Origin of the sequence: Streptomyces sp. NBC_00454 (assembly GCF_041434015.1) — a bacterium.
GTDB lineage: Bacteria > Actinomycetota > Actinomycetes > Streptomycetales > Streptomycetaceae > Streptomyces.
Map to the genome: position 1 here is coordinate 1898552 of NZ_CP107907.1, position 20762 is coordinate 1919313.

Genomic DNA, 20762 nt, shown 5'->3' on the forward strand with positions numbered 1-20762 from the left:
CGGCTACGCGATCCGTTAGGCCGGCTACGCGCCGCGTACCCGCAGGGTGCGGGCGAGGTCGTCGAGCTGGTCGACGAGCACGCGGCGCAGCATCGGGATGATCTCCGGGTCCTGCAGGGCGGCGTGGCCGGCCTGGAGGTTGGCCTCGTCGGCGTGGTGGACGGGGAAGGCCCGGCGGCCGGCGGCCTCGCCGATGGCCGGGCCGCGGCGGGCTCCGACTGCGATGGCCTCGGGGTAGTAGCGGGCTACGTAGTCCCGGAGGAGGTCGGCCTGTTCGGGCTGCCAGAAGCCCTGGGCGGTGGCGGTGAAGAGGTAGTTGGACAGGGTGTCGTCGTGGAAGAGCCGGTCCCAGGCGGCGGCCTTCGCCTCGGCTGTGGGCAGGGCGGCGCGGCAGCGGGCCGCGCCTTCCTGGCCGGTGGCGCTGGGGTCCGCGGCGAGGGCTTCGTCGATGTCCCGGTCGGTGACGGCGCCCAGGACGGACAGCCGGGCCAGGATGCGCCAGCGCAGCTCGGGGTCGAGTTCGGGGCCGCCGGGGACGGTGCCTTCGGCGAGCCAGGCGGCCACGGTGTCGGGCTGGGTCGCGCTGTCGATGAAGGCGCGGACGGCGACGAGCCGCAGGCCGGGGTCGGAGCCGTCCTCGGTGCGCCGCAGCAGGGCGCGGGTGACGGAGGTGAGGGTGGCGAGGGCTGCGGTGCGGTGTTCGGGGGCGAGGTAGCGGTCGGCGATCTGGGCGCGGGCGAAGCCGAGTACGTTCTGGACGATCTCCAGGTTCGTTTCCCCGGGTACGTGGGCTTCGGCGGTCGCCAGGTAGTCGGCGGCGGCCAGTTCGCCGTCGCGGACCATGTCGCGCAGGGAGTTCCAGACGACGGCGCGGGTGAGCGGGTCGGGGATGCGGGAGACCCCGCGCAGGGCGGCTTCCAGCGAGGTCTCGTCGAGGCGGACCTTGGCGTAGGTGAGGTCGCCGTCGTTGAGGACGAGGAGGGCGGGGCGGGGTCCGCTGACGGAGAGGATCTCCTCGGAGGGGACGTCGAGGGCGAGGATCTCCCGGGGTTCGAGGGCTCCGTCGGTGGCCCGGTCGTAGAGGCCGGCCGCGAGGTGGTGGGTGCGGCTGCCGGTGCGCTCCACGGTGAGGGTCCAGCCGCCGCGGCTCTCCTCGATGCGCGGTGCGAGGGTGTCGACTCCGGTGGTGCGCAGCCAGGTCTCGGCCCAGGCGTGGACGTCGCGGTCGGTGTGGGCGGCGAGGGAGTCGACGAATTCGGCGAGGGAGGCGTTGGCGAACTTGTGGCGGGCGAAGTGGGTGTTGATGCCGGCCAGGAAGTCCTTCTCGCCGAGCCAGGCGACGAGTTGGCGCAGTGCGGAGGCGCCCTTGGCGTAGGAGATGCCGTCGAAGTTGAGGAGCGCGGAGGCGGTGTCGGGGACGGAGGCCGCGTCGGGGGCGACGGGGTGGGTGGAGGGGCGCTGGTCGGCGTCGTAGCCCCAGGGCTTGCGTTCCATGGCGAATCCGGTCCAGGGCTCGGTGAAGCGGGTGGCTTCGACGAGGGTCTGGTAGCCCATGTATTCGGCGAAGGACTCGTTGAGCCAGATGTCGTCCCACCAGCTGAGGGTGACGAGGTCGCCGAACCACATGTGGGCCATCTCGTGGGCGATGGTCACGGCGCGCCGCTGGCGTTCGTTGTCGGTGACGGCGGAGCGGAAGACGTACTCGTCCCGGAAGGTGACCAGGCCCGGGTTCTCCATGGCGCCCGCGTTGAACTCCGGTACGAAGGCCTGGTCGTAGGAGTCGAAGGGGTAGGGCTCGGTGAACTTCTCGTGGAAGCGGTCGTAGCAGTCGGTGGTGAGGGAGAGGATCTCCTCCGCGTCCGCGTCGAGGTACGGGGCGAGGGAGCGGCGGCAGTGGAGGCCGAAGGGGATTCCGGCGTGCTCGGTGCGGATGCTGTGCCAGGGGCCTGCGGCGACGGCGGCGAGGTAGGTGGAGATGACGGGGGTGGGGGCGGACTTCCAGATGCCCGGGCCGTCGCCGTCGCCGTTGCCTTCGCCTTCGCCTGAGCCTTCGGGGGCGCCGACGCGCGTGGTGATGCCGTTGGCGAGGACGGTCCACTGGGCGGGGGCGGTGACGGTGAACTCGAAGACGGCCTTCAGGTCGGGCTGGTCGAAGGCCGGGAAGACTCGCTGGACGTCGTCCAGGAACATCTGGGTGTAGACGTACGTCTCCCCGTCCGCGGGGTCGGTGAAGCGGTGGAGGCCTTCGCCGGTGCGGGAGTAGCGCATGCGGGCTTCGAGGCGGAGCTCGTGGGGGCCTTCGGTGAGGCCCGTGAGCGGGAGGCGGCCGTCAGTGAGGGCGGCGGGGTCCAGGGGATGTCCGTCGAGCTCTACGGAGTGCAGTTCGTCCGGTTTCAGCTCGACGAAGGTGTCTCCGGCGGTTCGGGCGTCGAACCGGATCACGGTGCGGGACTCGAAGGTTTCGTCGCCGGTGGTGAGGTCGAGGGCGACCTCGTAGTGGCGGACGTCGAGGAGCTGGGCTCGGAGCTGCGCTTCATTGCGCGTCAATGCGGACATGGGGCCCATGCTGCCGGATAACGGCGCCGGGCCCCAGAGGACTACTCTTCGCCCGCAGCGATCGTCTCGTGGTGGCGGATGACCTCGGCAATGATGAAGTTGAGGAGTTTTTCCGCGAAGGCCGGGTCGAGCTTGGCGTTCTCGGCGAGCTGGCGCAGCCGGGCGATCTGGCTGGACTCGCGGCCCGGGTCGGCCGGGGGCAGCTGGTGGCGGGCCTTGAGGTGGCCGACCTGCTGGGTGCACTTGAAGCGCTCGGCGAGCATGTGCACCACGGCCGCGTCGATGTTGTCGATGCTGTCCCTCAGGCGGGCCAGCTCTGCGGTGACGGACTCGTCGATGTCGCTGCTGTTCATGGTTCCCGAGAATACGTCGCGGACGCCCTCGATTCCTCGGCCAGTCGGTCAGTGAGACGGCAGGGGGTACGAACCCACGTGGATCACCCGAGACCGGGCCGGGGCAGGGACGGGGCAGGGCCGGGGCAGGGACGGGGTGGGGCCCGGGGCGGGCCCGACAAGATCCGGAAGGGACGGTCTAGAGCGGTAGGACCGCCGTGACGAGCCAGCCGCCTTCGGGGGCCGGGCCGGCGGTGAGGGAGCCGCCGAGGGCCTCGGCCCGTTCGGCCATGCCGACGAGGCCGTAGCCGCCGCCCCGGGCGTTCTCGGAGAGCCTGAGGGGGCGGCCGCCGTCGTCGGCGATGCGGACTTCCAGGCCGGCCGGGACGGTGCGCAGGCCGATCCGGACGGCGGTGGCGGTCGCGGCGTGCTTGCCGATGTTGGTGAGGGCTTCGAGGACGATGCGGTGGGCGGTGGCGGCGACGTCGGCGGGGAGCCGGGTCTCCAGGCCGTCCTCGATGTAGAGGACCACGGGCGGGCCGGTGACGGCGAACCGTTCCGTCAGCCCGCGGATCTCGCGGAGGCCCGCGATGGGGGCGGTGTCGGGGGCCGCGCCGGCGCCCGTGCCCGGGCCCGTGGGGGTGTCCTCGGCGCCTTCGCGGAGGATCTTGACGAGGCGGCGCATGGAGCCGAGGGCCTCGTCCCCGGCGGCCTCGATGCGGCCGAAGATCTCGCCGGCGCGTTCGGCGGAGACGTGGGTGAACCGGGCCGCCCGCGCCTCGACGACGATGCCGGTCACGTGGTGGGCGACCAGGTCGTGGAGCTCGCGCGCCAGTTCCAGACGCTCCGCGCTGCGTACGGCGCGCAGCTCGCGGACGCGCTGGACGGATTGCAGGCGCAGGAGCAGCGAGTAGGCGGTGACGACGACGGCGAGCACGGAGAAGAGCAGCGTGAACCGGCCCGGGTCGGCGTCCCGGACGGGCACCGCCATGCAGCCGAGGCCGAGGATCGGGCCGAGTACGGCGGCGGTGCGGGCGGGGGCGCGGAGCAGGATCTGGCTGAGGAGGACGAGGAGCGCGATGGCTTCGCCGCCGCCCCAGACGACGAGGGGGTGGTTGCCGAAGATCAGCAGGAGCGTGACGGTCCAGGTGACGGCGGCGGCGAACCAGGCGCGCACGATGAGCGGCATGCCGGGCCAGGGCGCGGCGCTGAGGCAGACGAGGATGCCGGATGCCCAGACGGCGGCGTGGGGGGCGCTGGGTTGTCGGGCGAGGACGACGCCCTCGAAGCTGACGAGGGCGAGGAGGGTGACGGAGAGGATGATGCGGATCCAGTCCGCGATGTAGGGGTGGCGGCGGGCCCATGGGCCCAAGGGGCTCACGGATTCACCCCGGCTTCGCCGGTCGTGTGGGTACGGGTACGGGTGCGGCTACGGGTACCGATGCGCGGGCCGGTGGGGCCGGGGCCCGTGGGGGCGGGCGTCGTGGAGGACGCTGCGCGCCGGCTTCCTGGGGCGCTGCCCCAGACCCCGCGCCTCAAACTCCCCCAGACTCCGTCCGGGGGGACCCCCTGGCGAGGCTGAATTTGCCCTGCGAGCCGGGACTTCCCCGCCGGGCGGATTTGCCCAGCAGGCCAGGCCTCCCCCGCAGCGCGGATTTGCCCCGCGGGCCGGGACTCCCCCGCAGGGCGCCCGAGGTGCGCCCCCCTCACGCCGGGGTGCCTGCCAGGCCGCTTTCCCAGGCCCAGGCGGCGATTTCCACGCGGTTGCGGGCGTCGAGTTTGGTCTGGACGTTGGCCAGGTGGGTCTTGACCGTGGAGAGGGAGACGTAGAGCTCGGCCGCGATCTCCGCGTTGGTCAGGCCTCGCGCGAGGCAGCGTACGACTTCGCGTTCCCGGTCGGTCAGGGGTTCCGCCGGGCGGCGGGCGGCTACGGAGGCGGGGGTGCGCAGGGCCATTTCGCGCAGGAGGCGCACGGTGATTGCGGGTGAGACGAGGGAGTCCCCGACGGCCGCGGCCCGGACCGCTTCAACCAGCATGGCCGGGCTCGCGTCCTTGAGGAGGAAGCCGGACGCTCCGCCGTGGAGCGCCGCGTGGACGTACTCGTCGAGGTCGAAGGTGGTGACGATGACGATGCGGGGGCGTTCGCTGCCGGAGAGGCGGCGGGTGACTTCGAGCCCGTCGAGGCGCGGCATGCGGATGTCGAGGAGCAGTACGTCGGGGCGGTGCAGGGCGACGGCCGCGAGGGCGGCTTCGCCGTCTTCTACGTCCGCGACCACCTCGATGTCCGGCTGGCTTTCGAGGATCATCCGGAAGCCGGTCCTGACCATCTCCTGGTCGTCCGCGATGATCACTCTGATCGTCATGCGCCGCCTGCCCCACTGTCGCCCGCTGACTGTGCCTGCCCACCTGGTGGGTTCGCCCCAGGGGTCTTCCCATGGGAACCGCGCGGGCTTCGGCCCGCAACCGCACGGCGGAGCGCCGGCAGGGGTCCGCGGGGTCGGGGCAGCGGTGTCCCAGCCTCGCGGTATCAGGGACGACCTTACGTACATTTGGTGCATCGTGCCTCGTCCTTCCGGCCCCGTGGGCATGGGCCGGAAGGACGAGGAGGGTGATGGGGCGTGCGACGGCGCGGCAGGGTCAGAGTGTCGCGGCCGCGTTCTTGATCGCCGTGGCGAAGGTGGAGACCTCGGTGTAGACGCCGGGGTAGTCGGGCCGTGCGCAGCCCTCGCCCCAGCTGACTATGCCGACCTGGATCCAGGCGTTCGCGCTGTCCCGGCGGAACATGGGACCGCCCGAGTCGCCCTGGCAGGTGTCGACGCCGCCCTGTGCGAAGCCGGCGCAGATTTCCTCGGCGGGTACGAGGGAGCTGCCGTAGGAGGCCTGGCAGGAGGCGTCGGAGACGAAGGGGACGGTGGCCTTCATCAGGTAGCGCTGCTGGCCGCCGCCCTCGCGGGTGGCGCCCCAGCCGGCGACGGTGAAGGTGCCGTTGTCGTAGGCCTTGGTGTCGGCGATCTTGAGGGTCGGCAGGTTGATGGGCTTGGCGAGCTTGATGAGGGCCCAGTCCTTGCCGGTGCCGTTGTAGCCGGGGGCCTGGAGCACCTTGGTGGACTTGACCTTGATGGCGCTGGAGCTGTTGAGGTCGACGGTTCCGGCGGTGGCGGTGATGGAGGTGTTGTTCCCGGAGCCGTCCACGCAGTGGGCCGCGGTGAGGACGATCTGCTGGGTGTAGAGGGCGCCGCCGCAGCCCATGGAGAGGCGGACCATGAAGGGGAACTCGCCCTGGGCGGCGCGCGTTCCGCCGACGACGGGGGCCGTGGAGGCGGTGGCGGAGCCGGGCTGGAGGCTGATGGCCGCGAGGGCGACGGCGCCTGCGGCGAGGGTGCGCTTGAGGAATCGGACGGAGGTGCGGGCAAGGGTGGACACAGTCGGCACGCTGCCTTTCGTGGGGGGTCGGGCCTTGCGTGTCATCGGGTGCGCGACGAACGTCTGCGGGGCGGGTGGTGCCCGTACGACGAGCGTCCGCATGACGGGTCCATGACACATCGCACGCACGATCGGCTTCAAGAACGCCTTTTCGGACAATCTGCGGCGCAGGGGGCCCCATGACGCGGAAGAGCAGGCACAGCAGCCCGGTCGAGCACGGATTTCCGCATCTGGACACGGTCCGCCTGGCCATCACCGCGCTGTTCCGGCGGCTCTCCGGCGACGGGGTCCGCTCCTACGACACCGCCTTCGCCCCCGCCGACGCCGCTTTCGGCCCCGCCGACGACCTGCACCTGGGCGCGCACCGGGTGGCTTCCGCGATGGTCCGGGCGCTGCGGCTGCCCGACGCGCGCATGGTTGTGAGCTTCCGCGCGATGGAGGAGGCGGCCACCGTGGAACTGACGGCCGGCCCCGAGTACTTCGTCGAGGTCAACGACCGGTTCCGGATCCATCGCCGCGACCTGGCGGCGGCCCTCGCCCACGAGGCGACGCACGTCCTGCTGCACCGCCTCGGCCTGCGCTTCCCCACCACCGCGGCCGACGAGATCCTCACGGACACCGCCGCCACCCTCCTCGGCGCCGGCTGGCTGCTGCTCGACGCCTACCGCGAGGACGAGCTCACCCACCAGAAGCTCGGCTACCTCACGCCGGAGGAGTTCGGCTACGTCCTCGCCAAGCGCGCCCGGCTCCTGGGCGGCGAGGACCTCTCCGCGTGGTTCACCAGCCCGCAGGCCTACGAGGCGTACGTGCGCGGTCGCGCGCTGGCCGATCAGGACCTGCGCCGGGCCCCCCTGGCGGCAGCGGGCCGCCCGGAGCGGCGGCGGTACGCCCGCGACCGCGCGGCGGGGGCGGCCGCCCCGGGGCACGGGGCGGCGTACCGCTTCGAGGAGCACGGGGACGGGCTGCGGGTGAGCTTCCCGTGCCCGGTGTGCGAGCAGCGGCTGCGACTGCCCGCCGGCGGCGGACCGGTCCGGGCCCGCTGCGGGCTGTGCCACTCGGTCCTGGAGTGCGACACCTAGGGGGTGTCGCAAAGTAGCGCGTGGCCGCGACGAGGGTTCACCGGCTCGCCACGAAAAGTTACTTACCGGCCAGTAGACACGGGGGCGGTCGCTGTCCAGTCTGGTCCCGTACATGTCAATGCGTGACCGAGGAGCGTCCCCCCATGCGCAGCACCCGTACCACCACCGCCACCGCCGCCGCAGTGGCCGTAGCCGCAGCCGTCCTGGCCCTGGTTCCGGCCACCGCCGCCCAGGCCGCCCCCGCCGCGGCCCCCACGAAGACGGCCGCCACGGCCGCCACCGCGTCCGCGCCCGGCGGCAACGCGCTCTTCCTCGGCCTCGACTACGCCACCTGGCAGGGCGACGTCGCCGCCGTCATCGACGCCGCCCGCCCCGGGATCGAGCAGCGCATCGCCGCCTCGCCCGCCGGTGAGAAGCCCGCGATCGTCCTCGACATCGACAACTCCTCGCTGGAGACGGACTTCCACTGGTTCTGGACCTCCCCGACACCCGCGATCGCCAAGGTCCGCGACCTGACCCGGTACGCCAACGACCGCGGGGTCGCCATCTTCTTCGTCACCGCCCGCCCCGGGATCGTGTACTCCCTCACCGAGCGCAACCTCAAGGCCGTCGGCTACCCGGTCTCGGGCCTCTACGTCCGCGATCTGCCCGCTCTGTTCAGCGAGGTCAGCGCGTACAAGACGGCCAAGCGGGCCGAGATCGAGGCGCGCGGCTACACGATCATCGCCAACATCGGCAACAACCAGAGCGACCTGGTCGGCGGCCACGCCGAGCGCACCGTCAAGCTGCCGGACTACGACGGCAAGCTCTCCTAGACGGCCCGGGCCAGTGTCTGGGCGATCGTGTTGACGGCCGCCCAGGAGAAGGCCATCGCCGGGCCGATCGTGGCTCCCGGCCCGGGGTAGGTCTCCCCCATCACCGCCGCCGAGCAGTTGCCCGAGGCGTACAGGCCGGGGATCGGCGTGGAGTCCTCGCGGAGCACCCGACCGTCGGCGTCCGTGACCAGTCCGCCCTTGGTGCCGATGTCCCCCGGGTGCACGGGGACCGCGTAGAAGGGGCCCTTGTCGATCGGCGCCAGGTTCGGGTTGGGGAGCGTCGGGTCGCCGTAGTAGCGGTCGTAGACGCTCTCGCCCCGCCCGAACTCCGCGTCCACGCCCGCCTCGGCGAAGGTGTTGAAGCGGCTGATCGTGGCGGGCAGGCCGGGGGCCGCGATCTGCCGGGCCAGCTCCTCCAGGGTGTCGGCCTTCTTCAGGAAGCCGCTCTCCAGCCACTTCTTGGGGAAGGGCTGCCCGGGGAAGAGACCGGCGAAGATGTACCGGGCCTTGGAACGGGCGTCGAGGATCAGCCAGGACGGCACGGTCGTGGCCTCGGGGCGGTCGGCGGCGTACATCCGGTCCACGAACGCGTGGTAGGGCAGGGCCTCATTGGCGTAGCGCTCCCCCGCCTCGTTGACGATGACCATGCCCGGGATGCCGCGGTCGGCGACGAGGAAGAACGGCTTCTCCCCCGGCGGGCACACGGACGGCGCGCCCCACACCTTGTCCAGCAGGTCGGTGGCGGCACCCAGTTCCCCGCCGAGCCTCAGGGCGTCGCCGCTCTGGCCCTCGGAGGCGTGCGTCCAGGCCGTGGAGGTGGGCGCGGGCAGGTGCTTCTCGCGCAGCGCCTGGTCGTGCGAGAACCCTCCGGAGGCCAGCACCACCCCGCCCCGCGCCGCTACGGTCACTTCGCGGCCGCCGCGCAGGACCCGTACGCCCGTCACCCGCCCGGCCGGGTCCGTGACCAGGCCGGTCAGCGGCGCCGACAGCCACAGGTCGCCGCCGAGCCGGTCCAGGGAGAGCCTCATGCGGGCGACGAGCGCCTCCCCGAGGGAGAGCAGCTTGCGGCCGGTGGCCAGCGCCTTGGCCGCGCGCAGACCTACCTTGACGGAGGTCTTCCTGCCCGCCCAGGTCCGGCTGACCATGTTCAGGAAGCGGAAGTCGTACGAGGTCATGGTCAGCCCGTAGGTGGGCAGTCCGGCCCGGCGCATGGAAGCGCCCGTCTCGCCGAGGAGCTTCAGGTCGACGATGCACGGCTCGATGGAGCGGCCCTGCGCCATGCCGCCCTGGGCCTCGGGGAAGTAGTCCGAGTAGCCGGGGGTGTACATGAAGCGGATCTCGGTGCGGTCGTGGAACTCCTTGACCATGCGCGGCCCGTGGGCGAGGTACGCGTCCTTGCGGGCGGCCGGGACCCGGTCGCCGACGGTGGCGTCGAGGTAGGCGCGGGCCTTGGCGTAGGTGTCGGCGAGGCCGGCCCGGTCGAGGTGGAAGTTGCCGGGGACCCAGATCGCGCCGCCGGACAGGGCGGTGGATCCGCCGTACTTGTCGGTCTTCTCCACGACGAGGACGCTCAGTCCGCGCAGCCGGGCGGTGACGGCCGCGGCGAGACCGGCGGCGCCGGAGCCGACGACGACCACGTCGTAGGCGGGTTCAGCGGGTTCAGCGGGTTCAGTTGTCATCCGAAGGCTCCCGTGGCGTAGGCGCTGCGGTAGTACAGCAGGGGTGATCCGCCGTCTCGGGCCGTCAGTTCGAGGACCCGGGCGGTGACGAGGTGGTGGTCGCCGGCCTCGTGGACGCTCTCCAGGGCGCAGTCGGCGGTGGCGAGGGCGCCGGTGATGCGGACGGCTCCTTGGGCGGAGGGCTCCCAGTCGACTCCGGCGAACTTCTCCTCTCCCCGGCGGCCGAGGGCCTCGCACACGGAGCGCTGCTCCTCGGCGAGGATGCTGACCCCGAACCGGCCGGCCGCCCGGACCTTGGGCCAGCTGGAGGAGCCCTTGCCGATGCAGAGCAGGACCAGCGGCGGGTCGAGGGAGAGCGAGGCGAAGGACTGGCAGGCCAGCCCCGCCGGGCGGCCGTCCTGCGCGAGGGCCGCGACGACGGTGATGCCGGAGGCGAAGGTTCCGAGCACCTCGCGGAAGGCGGCCGGGTCGATGGGGCCGGTTCCGTTCGCGGGGTCGGTCAGCCGTTCCACTGGTGGCCCCAGAAGCTGTCCGCGGTGATCTCCTTCGCGGTCCAGGTGGCGGGGTCGACGACCAGGCCGTCCCAGCCGTACTCGACCTGGAAGCCGCCGGGGGCCTGGGCGTAGAAGGAGACCATGTGGTCGTTGGAGTGGCGGCCGAGGGTGGAGGCGATGGGGATGCCGGCCTTGTTCATGCGGTCGAGGCAGTAGCCGACGTCGTCGAGGGTCTCCAGTTCGACCATGAAGTGGACGATGCCGGGCGGCAGTGCGCCGGGGTAGAGGCCGAGGCTGTGGTGGCGGCGGTTGGGGCTGAGGAAGTGCATCCAGTGGAAGTCGCGGCCGGGCTTGCCGGTGGGGACGGCGACCGGGGGCAGCTTCATCGAGTCGCGGAGCTGGAAGCCGAGGAGGTTCTCGTAGAAGTCGAGGGTGACCTCGGTGTCGGCGGCGGGCAGGACCACGTGGCCGAGGCCCAGGCTGCCCTCGCGGCCGCCGGTGACGAAGCGGTTTCCGTACGGGGCTGCGAGCGGGCTGTGGTCCTGGGCCTGGCCCCAGTAGATCTCCAGGGGGTTGCCGCTGGGGTCCTCGCAGTGGATGAGGCCCTGGACGCGGCGGTCGGCGAGGGTGGCTTCGTCGCCCTGCTTGACGGTGTGGCCGGCGCTCTCCAGTTCGGCGGCGGCGTCTTCCAGGGCGCGGGCATGGGCCACTTCGAAGCCGGCGGCGAGCAGCCGGTCCTGGGTTCCGGCGACGAACTGGAAGCGGTGGATGCGGTCGTCGATGCGGACGTTGAACAGGGTGTCCGTGGAGCCTTCGGCTTCGACCATGCCCAGGATGTCGAGGACGTAGGTGCGCCAGGCGGGGAGGTCGGCGGTCTCGATGCAGAGGTATCCGAGTGCGCGGATGTCCATGCGGGGTCTCCTGAAGGCGGTCAGAGAAAGCAATCGGTGGGGGCGTCAGTGGGGGCGTCAGTGGAGGAAGAAGTCGGTGGCGAGGCGGTTGAACTCTTCGGCGGCCTCGGTCTGCGCCCAGTGCCCGCAGTGCGGGAAGACGTGCAGGCGGGCGTCGGGGATGGTCTTCAGGGCGAGGAAGGCCCCGTCGACGGGGTTGACGCGGTCCTCGCGGCCCCAGGTCAGCAGCACCGGGCGGCTGATGCGGTGGGCTTCGCGCCAGAGCATGGCGGCCTCGGGCCATTTGGCGAAGGAGGCGCCCATCCGGGCGTTGCCGAGCCTGGCTTCGGGGTCGGTGGCCTGGGCGTAGCGCTCCTCGACGAGGGCTTCGGTGACGATGGCCGGGTCGTGGGCGAGGGTGGTGAGGAAGGTCCGCATCTGCTCGCGGGTGGGTTCGGGGGCGAGGCTGAACTCGAAGAGCCGTTTGATGCCTTCGGTGGGGTCGGCGGAGAAGAGGTTGAGCGAGATGCCGCCGGGTCCCATGAGCAGGAGCTTGTCCACGCGGCCGGGGTGGTCGAGGACCAGGCGGGTGGCCGTGCCGCCGCCGAGGGAGTTCCCGATGAGGTTCGCCCGCTCGATGCCGAGTTCGTCCATGAGGGCGATGACGGCGGCCGCGCTGAAGCTGAAGTAGTCGCGGTCGGGTTCGGGTTTGTCGGAGCGGCCGTAGCAGGGCTGGTCGACGAGCAGGGTGCGGAAGTGCCCGGCGAAGTGGGGGAGGTTGCCGCCGAAGTTGGACCAGCCGGAGGCGCCGGGGCCACCGCCGTGCAGCATGATCACGACGGGTGCGTCGGGCATGTCCCGGGGGCCGGCCTCGTGGTAGTGCAGGGTCAGGTCGCCGGCGAGGGCGGTGCGGGAGGTGTTCTCGTACGTCAGTGCCTGCGGGCTCACAGCATCGTGTCCTGGATGTCGAGGCCGAGGGCGCCCTGGCCGAAGAGGACCAGGGCCCGCTCCGGGTCGTTGGCGGCGTGGCCCCGGCCGGTGTGGACGTCGCGCCAGGCGCGCTGGACGGGGTTGGCGCCGGTGCGCATGGCGCTGCCGCCCGCGTTCTCCATCAGGAGGTCTACGGCGGCGACGCTGCGTTCGGTGGCGAGGACCTGGTCGCGGCGGGCGCGGGTGCGCAGGGGCATCGGGAGTTCCTCGCCGCGTTCGGCCAGGGCGTAGAGCTCGCCGATGTTGCGCTGGAGCTGCAGCCAGGAGGCGTCGATGTCGCTGGCGGCGCGGGCGATGCGGACCTGGGCGAAGGGGTCTTCGGCGACCTGCTGGCCGTAGGAGATGCGGAAGCGTTCGCGGGTCGCGGCGACGTAGTCCTCGTAGGCGCCTTCGGCGATGCCGACGATGGGGGTGGAGATGGTGGTGGTGAAGACGGAGGCGTAGGGGAGCCGGTAGAGCGGCTCGGGGTTGAGCTGGTGGCCGGGGACCTTCAGGGCGGTGACGGGGCCGAAGCTCAGGGCTCGGTGGTCGGGGACGAAGACGTCTTCGACGAGGATGTCGTTGGAGCCGGAGCCGCGCAGGCCGACGGTGTCCCAGACCTCGTCGATGCGGTACTGGGTGCGGGGGATCAGGAAGGTCCGCATGTCCACGGGCCGGCCTTCGGCGTCGGTGACCAGTCCGCCGAGCAGGGCCCAGTCGGCGTGGTCGCAGCCGGAGGAGAAGTGCCAGCGGCCGCTGACGGTGAATCCTCCGTCGACGGGGGTGACCTTGCCGGTAGGGGCGTAGGAGGAGCAGATCCGGGTGTCGGGGTCCTGGCCCCAGACCTCTTCCTGGGCACGGGGGTCGTAGAGGGCCACGTGCCAGGGGTGGACTCCGACGACGGAGGAGACCCAGCCGGTGGAGCCGCAGGCCTTGGCGATCTCCTTGACGGCGGCGTAGAAGAGCCCCGGGTCGGCGGCGCGGCCGCCGTAGGCCTTGGGCTGGAGCAGGCGGAAGAAGCCGGTGGCGGCCAGTTCCTTGATGCTCGCCTCGGGGACCTTGCGCTGCGCTTCGGCCTCGGCGCTGCGTTCGCGCAGGGTGGGGGCGAGGGCGCGGACTGCTGCGAGGACGTCTTCGTCGCTCATCGGTGTCCCTTTCTCGGGGTCGTCGGCTTCGAGGTGCGGTGAACGTACGCCGGGGTGTCGGGGGCGTGGAACGTGTCGTTCCCGCTGAGTGGGAAGGGCCCTGCGGGAGTCGGCGCCACCTGCTCCGGGACCCCAACACCCCTATCCGAAGTATTACTGAATGAAATAACTCCTTCCCGGTGCTTCCCCTCCGGCCAGGAGCCGTGGCAGGGTCGCCCCAACGCCTCACGCAGGGGGTTTTCTCGTGCTCGACCAGGTCATGGAGACCGAGCTCGCACCGCTGTCGCTGCTGGAGAAGGCCGCGAGGGTGCTGGGCGCCTTCGAGGGTCCACAGCCGCGGCTGTCGCTCACCGAGGTCGTGCGCCGCTCCGGAATCCCACGTTCTTCCGCCCACCGGATCCTCGACCAGCTGGTGCAGTTGCGCTGGCTGGACCGCGAGGGCCGCGACTACCGCATGGGCATGCGGATGCTGGAGCTGGGCGCACTCGCCTCCCACCACAACCGGCTGCGCCGGGCCGCCCTGCCGCTGCTGCACGCGCTCCACGAGCAGACGGGCCGGGTGGTGCACCTGTCGGTGCTCGACGGGGCCGAAGTGGTGTGCCTGGAGCGGATCGGCGGCTCGGAGGCCACCACCGTGCCCTCGCGGGTCGGCGGCCGGATGCCCGCGTACTGCACGGCCACCGGCAAGGCGATCCTCGCGTTCAGCGACCCGTCGGCGGTGGAGCACGTCCTCGCGCAGGGCCTGCGGCCGCGCACCGCCCGCACCCTGGTCCGGCCGCTGGCGCTGCGCTCCGAGCTCGCGGCGGTCCGCGAGCGCGGGGTGGCGTACGACCGGGAGGAGAGCTTCCGCGGGATCTCCTGCGTGGCCGCGCCGCTGCGGGGGGCCGGGCGGGCCGTGGCCGCCGTGTCGGTGTCCTCGGGCCGCGGGGACCGGGAGTCGGCGCGGCTGGCACCGGCGGTACTGGCCTGCGCGCGGTCGGTGTGGCGGGAGCTGTACGGGCCGGGCCGCGCGGGCCGGACCGTACGGGTGGCTCCGCCGGAGGACCAGGCTCCGGCCGTCTCCGCGCAGGCGATGGACAACATGATGGGGTGGCTGCGGTTCAGCGAGTGGATGTAGTGGGTAGTGGTACCTCATCGCACGAATGAAGGATCCGGGCCCGACCCCTCGCCAGGGGGCCGGGCCCGTTTCCGTTCAGCCGTGCTCAGCCGTTTCAGCCGTTTCAGCCGTCGTAGGTGATGCGGACGCGGTCGCCGAGCGGCAGTGCCTGGCAGGCCAGGACGTAGCCGTCGGCCAGGTCCTCGCGGTCCAGGACCTCGTTGCGGACCATCGTGGCCCCGCCCTCCACCACCCGGCAGCAGCAGGCGCTGCACGCGCCCTCGCGGCAGGAGTAGGGGGCGGGGACGCCCGCGGCGAGCAGCGCGTCGAGGAGCGGGGTCCCGGCCGGCCAGCGCACGGTGTGCACGGCTCCGTCGAGCTCCACCTCGGCGACGGCCCCTCCCCCGGCCGGGGGCTGCGGGAGCTCCGGGACCGGGGCCGGGGGCGCGAAGACGTCGCCGCTCAGGGAGAAGTACCGCTCGCGGTGGACGGACCCGCCCGGGGTGCCCACCGACCGCAGGGCCGTCTCCGCCGCGTCCATCAGCGGAGCGGGCCCGCACAGGTAGGCCTCGCGGCCGGCGTACGGGGCCACGAGCGGGCCCAGGTGCGGGGCGCTCGGCAGCCCCTGGAGGCTCTCCAGCCAGTGGACGACGGTCAGCCTGCCGGGGTGTTCCTCGGCCAGCCCCCACAACTCGTCGCGGAAGATCACCGAGCCGGGGTCTCGGTTGGCGTACACCAGGGCGACGTGGCCCCGGTCGGCCGCGAGGGCCGACTTGGCGATGGACAGGACCGGGGTGATCCCGCTGCCGCCCGCCACCAGGAGGAGGTCCCGCTCCAGGTCGGCCGGGGTGAAGGTGCCGGCGGGCGGCAGGATCTCCAGCTCGTCGCCGACGGCCACGCCCTGGCAGAGCCAGCCGGAGCCCGCGCCGCCGGGGACTCGTTTGACGGTGATGCGCAGCGGGTCCCCGGTGTGCGGGGAGCCGGCCAGGGAGTAGCAGCGGGCCGCGCCTCCCGGAACCCGGAGCGTGAGGAACTGTCCGGGCCGGTACGGGAGTTGCGCGTCGAGTACGAGGGACACCGCGTCGGCGGTCTCCTGGATCCGCTCGGTGACGCGGACCAGCAGCCTGCCGGGTGCTCCGCCCGCGGTCGCAGCCGGGGCCGGGCTGCGGACCCCGGCCGCGCGGGGCGACGTAAGAAGTCCGTCGGTGTCAGACATCGGCCGGCACCTCCAGACGGCCCTCCAGGACGGCTGCCTCGATGCCCGCGCGCAGGGCTCCGCAGGAGCGGACGCGGGCGCTGGGGCGGCCCGCCGCGACCTCGGCGGCGATGCGCGGGCATCCCCCCGGGAGCACGGCGGCCTCGTGGATCCACTGGATCTGGGTGTGGGCGGGGCTGAACTTCTCGCACAGCACCTCGGCGGCGCACTCCCCGCACACGACGGGGGTCATCACGGGGCCCCGGCCGCGCGGCGGGCGAGGTTCTCGGCGACCTCGGCCTTCCAGGCGGCGGTGGCGCGGGTGGTGTCGATCTCGAACTCGAAGCGGCGCACCATCTCGTCCTTGACGTCGGCGGCGTCGACGTAGAACTGCTCGTACCAGCGGCGGAGCTGGTAGACGGGGCCGTCCTCCTCGGTCAGGAGCGGATTGTCGATGCGGGTCTTGTTCTTCCAGATGTCGACGTCCTGCTCGAATCCGACGGCGAGGCCCTCGGAGGTCAGGCGGGCGGCGTCGGCGGCCTGCTCGTCGGTCATGCCGGGGAGCTTCTTGACGATCGTCCCGTACATGAGCATGAAGCTGTTCTCGTCGATCGGGTAGTGGCAGTTGATGAGCACGGATTCGAGCTCGACACCGCCGCCGATATCGCTCCACAGCTTGTCGATCATGTAGGAGGGGCCGTAGTAGGAGGCGTCCGAGCGCAGTCCGCCGCCGGTGGACAGGGTGCCGAGGTCCACGTCTCCGCGCGGGGTGGACTCCATGTACTGGGTGGCGACGTGGCCGTCGAAGACGTTCTTGAAGTAGGTCGGGAAGGCGTAGTGCACGTAGTAGAAGTGCGCCATGTCGACGACGTTGTCGACGATCTCGCGGCAGTTGGAGTTCTCCACGCGCAGGGAGTTCCAGCTCCAGTCGCTCCACTCGGGGTCGCCCACGCCCTCGATGACGGGGATCGTGACCTCGGGCGGCGGCTGGCTGCCCTCGGGGTCGTGCCAGACGTAGAGCTGGCCGTTGCGTTCCAGGGCGGTCCAGGCGCGGGTCCTGGCGCGCGGCGGAACGCGGCGGGCGTAGGGGATGGCGGCGCAGCGGCCGTCGCCCGACCAGCGCCAGTCGTGGAAGGGGCAGGCGACGGCGTCGCCCTTGACGGTGCCGTGGGCGAGGTTGCCGCCCATGTGGGGGCAGTAGGCGTTCAGGACGCTCAGCTCGCCGGTGTCTTGGCCCTGGAAGACGACCAGTCGGGTGCCGAATGCTTCGATCTCGTGCGGGGTTCCGTCCCGGAACGGGGCTGCGAGGCCCAGGCAGTGCCAGCCTCGGGCGAACCGGGCGGGCACGGGGGCGGCTTCAATGACACGAGGCGCTTCGTCGACTGCGGTCGATTCGGCCATGGGGTGGTCCTCCACTTCGTTGTGGTCCGGTTCGCGGTCCGGCGGGGCGCCGTCTCCTGGGGCTCCGGCCCAGACCCCGCGCCTCAAACGCCGGCGGGGCTGGATTTGGCGGCCAATTCGACGGCGATGTCGATGAGCTGGTCCTCCTGGCCGCCGACGAGGCGGCGTTCGCCCGCGCGCAGCAGGATCTGCGCGCCGGGGACCCCGTAGCGCTCGGCCTGCCGGTAGGCGTGCTTGAGGAAGCTGGAGTAGACGCCGGCGTGGCCCATGAGGAGGGCCATCCGGTCGAGCCGGCACTCTTCGTCCATGACGGGGCGGACCACGTCCTCGGCGGCGTCGATGATCTTCAGTACGTCGATGCCGGTGCGGATGCCCATCTTCTGGCAGACGGCCGCGAAGGCCTCGACGGGCGTATTGCCCGCGCCCGCGCCGAGGCGGCGGGTCGAGCCGTCGATCTGCAGGGCCCCGGCGCGGACGGCGGCGACGGAGTTGCCCACGCCCAGTCCGAGGTTCTCGTGGCCGTGGAAGCCGACCTGGGCGTCGGGGCCGAGCTCGGCGACCAGCGCCGCCACCCGGTCGGTGACCTCGTCCATGACCATGGCGCCGGCGGAGTCGACGACGTACACGCACTGGCAGCCGGCGTCGGCCATGATGCGGGCCTGCCGGGCGAGGTTCTCGGGGGTGGTGGAGTGGGCCATCATCAGGAACCCGACGGTCTCCAGGCCCATTTCGCGGGCGAGCCCGAAGTGCTGGACGGAGATGTCGGCTTCGGTGCAGTGGGTGGCGATCCGGCAGATCGCGCCGCCGTTGCCGTGCGCGGCGCGGATGTCGTCCTTCACGCCGAGGCCCGGCAGCATCAGGAAGGCGATCTTCGCGTTCCTGGCGGTATCGGCGGCGATCTTGATGAGCTCCTGCTCGGGGGTCTTCGAGAAGCCGTAGTTGAAGGAGGACCCGCCGAGTCCGTCGCCGTGGGTGACCTCGATGACGGGGACCCCGGCGCCGTCGAGGGCGGTCACGACCGAGCGCACGTCCTCGCCGGTGAACTGGTGGCGTTTGGCGTGCGAGCCGTCGCGCAGGGAGGAGTCGGTGATCCGGATGTCGAGGGTGTCGGAATAGGTGGTGGGGGTGGGTCCGGTGGTCACTTCGTCATCCCCTTGGCGAACTCCTCGCCGACCTTGGTGGCGGCGGCGGTCATGATGTCGAGGTTTCCGGCGTAGGGCGGCAGGTAGTCGCCGGCGCCCTCCACCTCCAGGAAGATCGCGACCCGGGCCATCCCGCCGCTCAGCGGGGAGGGGTCGTCGAACTGCGGCTCGGTGCGCAGCCGGTAGCCCGGTACGTACGAGGCCACGTCCTCGGCGATCTGTTTGACGGAGGCGGTGATGGCCTCGCGGTCGGCGTCGGCCGGGATCGCGCAGAAGACGGTGTCGCGCATGATGACCGGAGGCTCTGCCGGGTTGAGGATGATGATGGCCTTGCCGCGGGCGGCGCCGCCGATCTCCTCGATGCCCCGGGAGGTGGTGCGGGTGAACTCGTCGATGTTGGCGCGGGTGCCGGGGCCGGCCGAGACGGAGGCCACCGAGGCCACGATCTCGGCGTAGGCGACGGGGACCACGCGCGAGACGGCGTACACCATGGGGATGGTGGCCTGGCCGCCGCAGGTGATCATGTTGACGTTGTCCCGGTCGAGGTGGGCGGTCAGGTTCGCGGGCGGTACGACGGCGGGGCCGACGGCGGCCGGTGTCAGGTCGACCGCCCTGATCCCCAGCTCGGCGTAGCGCGGGGCGTTGGCCCGGTGCACGTAGGCGGAGGTGGCCTCGAAGACCAGGTCGGGCAGCTCGTCCCGGCCGAGCAGCCAGTCGACGCCCTCGTGGGAGGCGTCGAGTCCGGCGCGGCGGGCGCGGGCGAGGCCCTCGCTGTCGGGGTCCACGCCGATCATCCAGCGGGGCTCGATGTACGGGGAGCGCATCAGCTTGTAGAGCAGGTCGGTCCCGATGTTCCCGGAGCCGACGATGGCGGCGGTCGCTTTCTTGATCGGGTCCTTGACCGTGTTCTTGATCGCGTTCTTGATCGCGTTCTTGATCGTGATCACCTCGGGGGTTCAGCAGAAGGAGAGGGACACCGGGCCGAGCCCGGTGAACTCGGCGGTGTAGGTGCGCCCGGCGGCCACGTCCACGGCGCGGGTGCAGGACCCGGGCAGGATCAGGTGGCCCTTGCGCAGCGGCACTCCGAAGCGGGCGACGGTCCGCGCCAGCCAGGCCACGGACTCGGCGGGATCCCCGAGCACGGCGTCGCCGCGGCCACTCGCGAGGGTGTCGGGGCCGCTGGTCAGGGTGGCTTCGATCGCCTTCAGGTCCAGCTCGCGCGGATCGCGACCCTCGCCGATGACGTATCCGGCGGAGGAGGCGTTGTCGGCGATGGTGTCGGCGATGGAGATCCGCCAGTCGACGATCCGGCTGTCGATGAGCTCGAGGGCCGGTACGACCCGTTCCGTCGCGGCGAGCACGTCGGCCGCGGTGCAGCCCTCGCCGGGCAGGTCGGCGCCGAGCACGAAGCCGATCTCGACCTCGACGCGGGGCGCGCAGTAGGCGTGCGCCGGGACCGGGGTGTCCTCGCGCAGCTCCATCGCGTCGAGCAGGTGCCCGTAGTCGGGCTCGTCGACGCCCATCATGGCCTGCATGACGGGGGACGACAGTCCGACCTTGTGCCCGGTGATGCGGGCGCCCTCCGCCTGGACGCGGTGGCGGATGTTGAGGAGCTGGATCTCGTACGCGTCCTGCGCGCCGATCCCCGCGAACAGCTCGGTCAGCGGCCGGACGGGGGCCCGCCGCGCCTGCGCCCCGCGCAGCACCTCGGCGGCCTCGCGCCGGCGCCGGTCGTTGAGCATGGGGTCCTCCCGGCTGCGGTGGTGTGTGGTGCCGCAGACGGTAGGCGGGGCCCGGGCGGGGGCGGGAGGGGGTGTTCCCGCTGAGCGGGAAAGGGGGGCGGGGCCGGTCGCACGTCGGCCCCGCCCCGGTGTATCGGCCGCTACGGCTTGTGCGCCGGGCAGGTCTGCCAGGCGAGGTGGTAGAGGGTGTTCACGCTGGCGTCGGTGGAGTCCATGGCCATGAAGTTGAGGGCCTGGGGGCCGGAGGTGCCGGCGCCCACCCGCAGCTCGGTGTTGATGTTGAAGTTGCGCTGCTCGCCGCAGGGGGCCCAGACGAGGTCGGCGTATTCGGTCTTGTCGGTCGACTGCCAGTTGTCGTCGACGGGGCCGTTGAACTGGTGGGTGCGCTGAGCGGTCTGCGACATCCCCTGGAAGTAGTAGTTCGCGCGCTCCTGCCCCCACGCGCCGCGCTGGAGGCTGGCGAAGCCGCGGTAGTCGGCCTGGACGATCGCGTAGGTGAAGCCGTTCGGGACGTGGACGCGCAGGTTGAGCTGGCAGTTCTTGCGGAAGGCGGTGGGCGGGGCGCCGGCGCCGACCTGGGCGAGGTACTCGCTGTAGGTGACCGTGAAGGCCGTGTTGTCGGGGGAGACGGCGATGGCGGCGGTGCCCTCGCGGCAGCCGGAGCCGTTGACCGTGGCGAGTTCGATCACGATCTTGTCGGGCGGGACGGTGATGGGGGCCGCCTGGGCGGGGGCCCCGGTGGCGATCAGGGCGGCGGCCGCGCCGCCGACGAACAGGGTGCGGGACAGGGAATGCGACATCGTT

20 protein-coding genes are annotated in these 20762 nt (G+C 72.0%); 3 read left to right on the forward strand and 17 right to left on the reverse strand.

Features of this window, described 5'->3' with window-relative positions; all coding sequences use genetic code 11:
* Positions 1-24: 24 nt before the first annotated feature.
* The 5 genes from pepN to OHU74_RS08830 all read right to left on the reverse strand — a co-directional run bounded on the left by pepN (position 25) and on the right by OHU74_RS08830 (position 6320).
* Positions 25-2556 carry an aminopeptidase N gene (pepN, locus tag OHU74_RS08810; protein ID WP_371615366.1) on the reverse strand — a complete coding sequence of 844 codons (2532 nt, stop codon included), beginning with the start codon at positions 2554-2556 and terminating at the stop codon, positions 25-27.
* A 41-nt stretch (positions 2557-2597) separates the two neighbouring features.
* Positions 2598-2909, reverse strand: coding sequence for a chorismate mutase (locus OHU74_RS08815; protein ID WP_330295857.1), 312 nt, complete (start codon positions 2907-2909; stop codon positions 2598-2600).
* Positions 2910-3087: 178 nt separating this feature from the next.
* Positions 3088-4269: a sensor histidine kinase gene (locus OHU74_RS08820; RefSeq protein WP_371615367.1), complete on the reverse strand. Its 1182-nt coding sequence runs from the start codon at positions 4267-4269 to the stop codon at positions 3088-3090.
* Between the two features lie 325 nt (positions 4270-4594).
* Positions 4595-5251: a response regulator transcription factor gene (locus OHU74_RS08825; RefSeq protein WP_330295859.1), complete on the reverse strand. Its 657-nt coding sequence runs from the start codon at positions 5249-5251 to the stop codon at positions 4595-4597.
* Between the two features lie 274 nt (positions 5252-5525).
* Positions 5526-6320, reverse strand: coding sequence for a serine protease (locus OHU74_RS08830; RefSeq protein WP_371615368.1), 795 nt, complete (start codon positions 6318-6320; stop codon positions 5526-5528).
* Positions 6321-6490: 170 nt separating this feature from the next.
* On the opposite strand from OHU74_RS08830, the gene OHU74_RS08835 reads away from it, so the two are divergent.
* Both OHU74_RS08835 and OHU74_RS08840 read left to right on the forward strand, forming a co-directional pair.
* Positions 6491-7390, forward strand: coding sequence for a hypothetical protein (locus OHU74_RS08835; RefSeq protein ID WP_371615369.1), 900 nt, complete (start codon positions 6491-6493; stop codon positions 7388-7390).
* A gap of 143 nt (positions 7391-7533) precedes the next feature.
* The gene (locus OHU74_RS08840) at positions 7534-8205 is read left to right on the forward strand and encodes an HAD family acid phosphatase (RefSeq protein WP_371615370.1); all 672 of its coding nucleotides are present in this window, start codon (positions 7534-7536) and stop codon (positions 8203-8205) included.
* Here the strand turns inward: OHU74_RS08840 and OHU74_RS08845 are convergent.
* Genes OHU74_RS08845 through hsaA form a run of 5 tightly spaced genes read right to left on the reverse strand, consistent with a single transcriptional unit; the run spans position 8202 to position 13382 of the window.
* A complete protein-coding gene (locus OHU74_RS08845) occupies positions 8202-9884 on the reverse strand; it encodes an FAD-dependent oxidoreductase (RefSeq protein ID WP_371615371.1) in 1683 nt (560 codons plus the stop codon). The two genes, OHU74_RS08840 and OHU74_RS08845, sit on opposite strands and share 4 nt — an antisense overlap.
* Positions 9881-10396 (reverse strand): flavin reductase family protein, encoded by a 516-nt coding sequence (locus tag OHU74_RS08850; protein ID WP_371615372.1) that lies wholly within the window; start codon positions 10394-10396, stop codon positions 9881-9883. Before OHU74_RS08850 ends, OHU74_RS08845 begins: the two co-directional genes overlap by 4 nt.
* A complete protein-coding gene (locus tag OHU74_RS08855) occupies positions 10384-11289 on the reverse strand; it encodes a VOC family protein (protein ID WP_371615373.1) in 906 nt (301 codons plus the stop codon). The genes OHU74_RS08850 and OHU74_RS08855 overlap by 13 nt, the downstream gene beginning before the upstream one ends.
* Before the next feature lie 57 nt (positions 11290-11346).
* Complete coding sequence (hsaD, locus tag OHU74_RS08860) at positions 11347-12216, reverse strand: 4,5:9,10-diseco-3-hydroxy-5,9,17-trioxoandrosta-1(10),2-diene-4-oate hydrolase (protein WP_371615374.1); 870 nt, start codon at positions 12214-12216, stop codon at positions 11347-11349.
* Complete coding sequence (gene hsaA / locus OHU74_RS08865) at positions 12213-13382, reverse strand: 3-hydroxy-9,10-secoandrosta-1,3,5(10)-triene-9,17-dione monooxygenase oxygenase subunit (protein WP_371615375.1); 1170 nt, start codon at positions 13380-13382, stop codon at positions 12213-12215. The genes hsaD and hsaA overlap by 4 nt, the downstream gene beginning before the upstream one ends.
* A 244-nt stretch (positions 13383-13626) precedes the next feature.
* On the opposite strand from hsaA, the gene OHU74_RS08870 reads away from it, so the two are divergent.
* A complete protein-coding gene (locus tag OHU74_RS08870; RefSeq protein ID WP_371615376.1) occupies positions 13627-14499 on the forward strand; it encodes an IclR family transcriptional regulator in 873 nt (290 codons plus the stop codon).
* Between the two features lie 103 nt (positions 14500-14602).
* On the opposite strand, the gene OHU74_RS08875 is transcribed toward OHU74_RS08870, so the two are convergent.
* From OHU74_RS08875 to OHU74_RS08905, 7 genes are all read right to left on the reverse strand, one after another.
* A complete protein-coding gene (locus tag OHU74_RS08875) occupies positions 14603-15694 on the reverse strand; it encodes a 2Fe-2S iron-sulfur cluster-binding protein (protein WP_371615377.1) in 1092 nt (363 codons plus the stop codon).
* On the reverse strand, positions 15687-15926 hold the full coding sequence (locus OHU74_RS08880) for a hypothetical protein (RefSeq protein WP_330295869.1): 240 nt from the start codon (positions 15924-15926) through the stop codon (positions 15687-15689). The genes OHU74_RS08875 and OHU74_RS08880 overlap by 8 nt, the downstream gene beginning before the upstream one ends.
* Complete coding sequence (locus OHU74_RS08885) at positions 15926-17074, reverse strand: Rieske 2Fe-2S domain-containing protein (protein ID WP_371615378.1); 1149 nt, start codon at positions 17072-17074, stop codon at positions 15926-15928. Before OHU74_RS08885 ends, OHU74_RS08880 begins: the two co-directional genes overlap by 1 nt.
* A gap of 83 nt (positions 17075-17157) precedes the next feature.
* A complete protein-coding gene (gene dmpG, locus OHU74_RS08890) occupies positions 17158-18216 on the reverse strand; it encodes a 4-hydroxy-2-oxovalerate aldolase (protein WP_371615379.1) in 1059 nt (352 codons plus the stop codon).
* Complete coding sequence (locus tag OHU74_RS08895) at positions 18213-19106, reverse strand: acetaldehyde dehydrogenase (acetylating) (protein WP_371619617.1); 894 nt, start codon at positions 19104-19106, stop codon at positions 18213-18215. Before OHU74_RS08895 ends, dmpG begins: the two co-directional genes overlap by 4 nt.
* A 66-nt stretch (positions 19107-19172) precedes the next feature.
* Complete coding sequence (locus tag OHU74_RS08900) at positions 19173-19958, reverse strand: 2-keto-4-pentenoate hydratase (protein ID WP_371615380.1); 786 nt, start codon at positions 19956-19958, stop codon at positions 19173-19175.
* A gap of 140 nt (positions 19959-20098) precedes the next feature.
* A complete protein-coding gene (locus OHU74_RS08905; RefSeq protein ID WP_371615382.1) occupies positions 20099-20758 on the reverse strand; it encodes a DUF4360 domain-containing protein in 660 nt (219 codons plus the stop codon).
* Between the last annotated feature and the right edge of the window lie 4 nt (positions 20759-20762).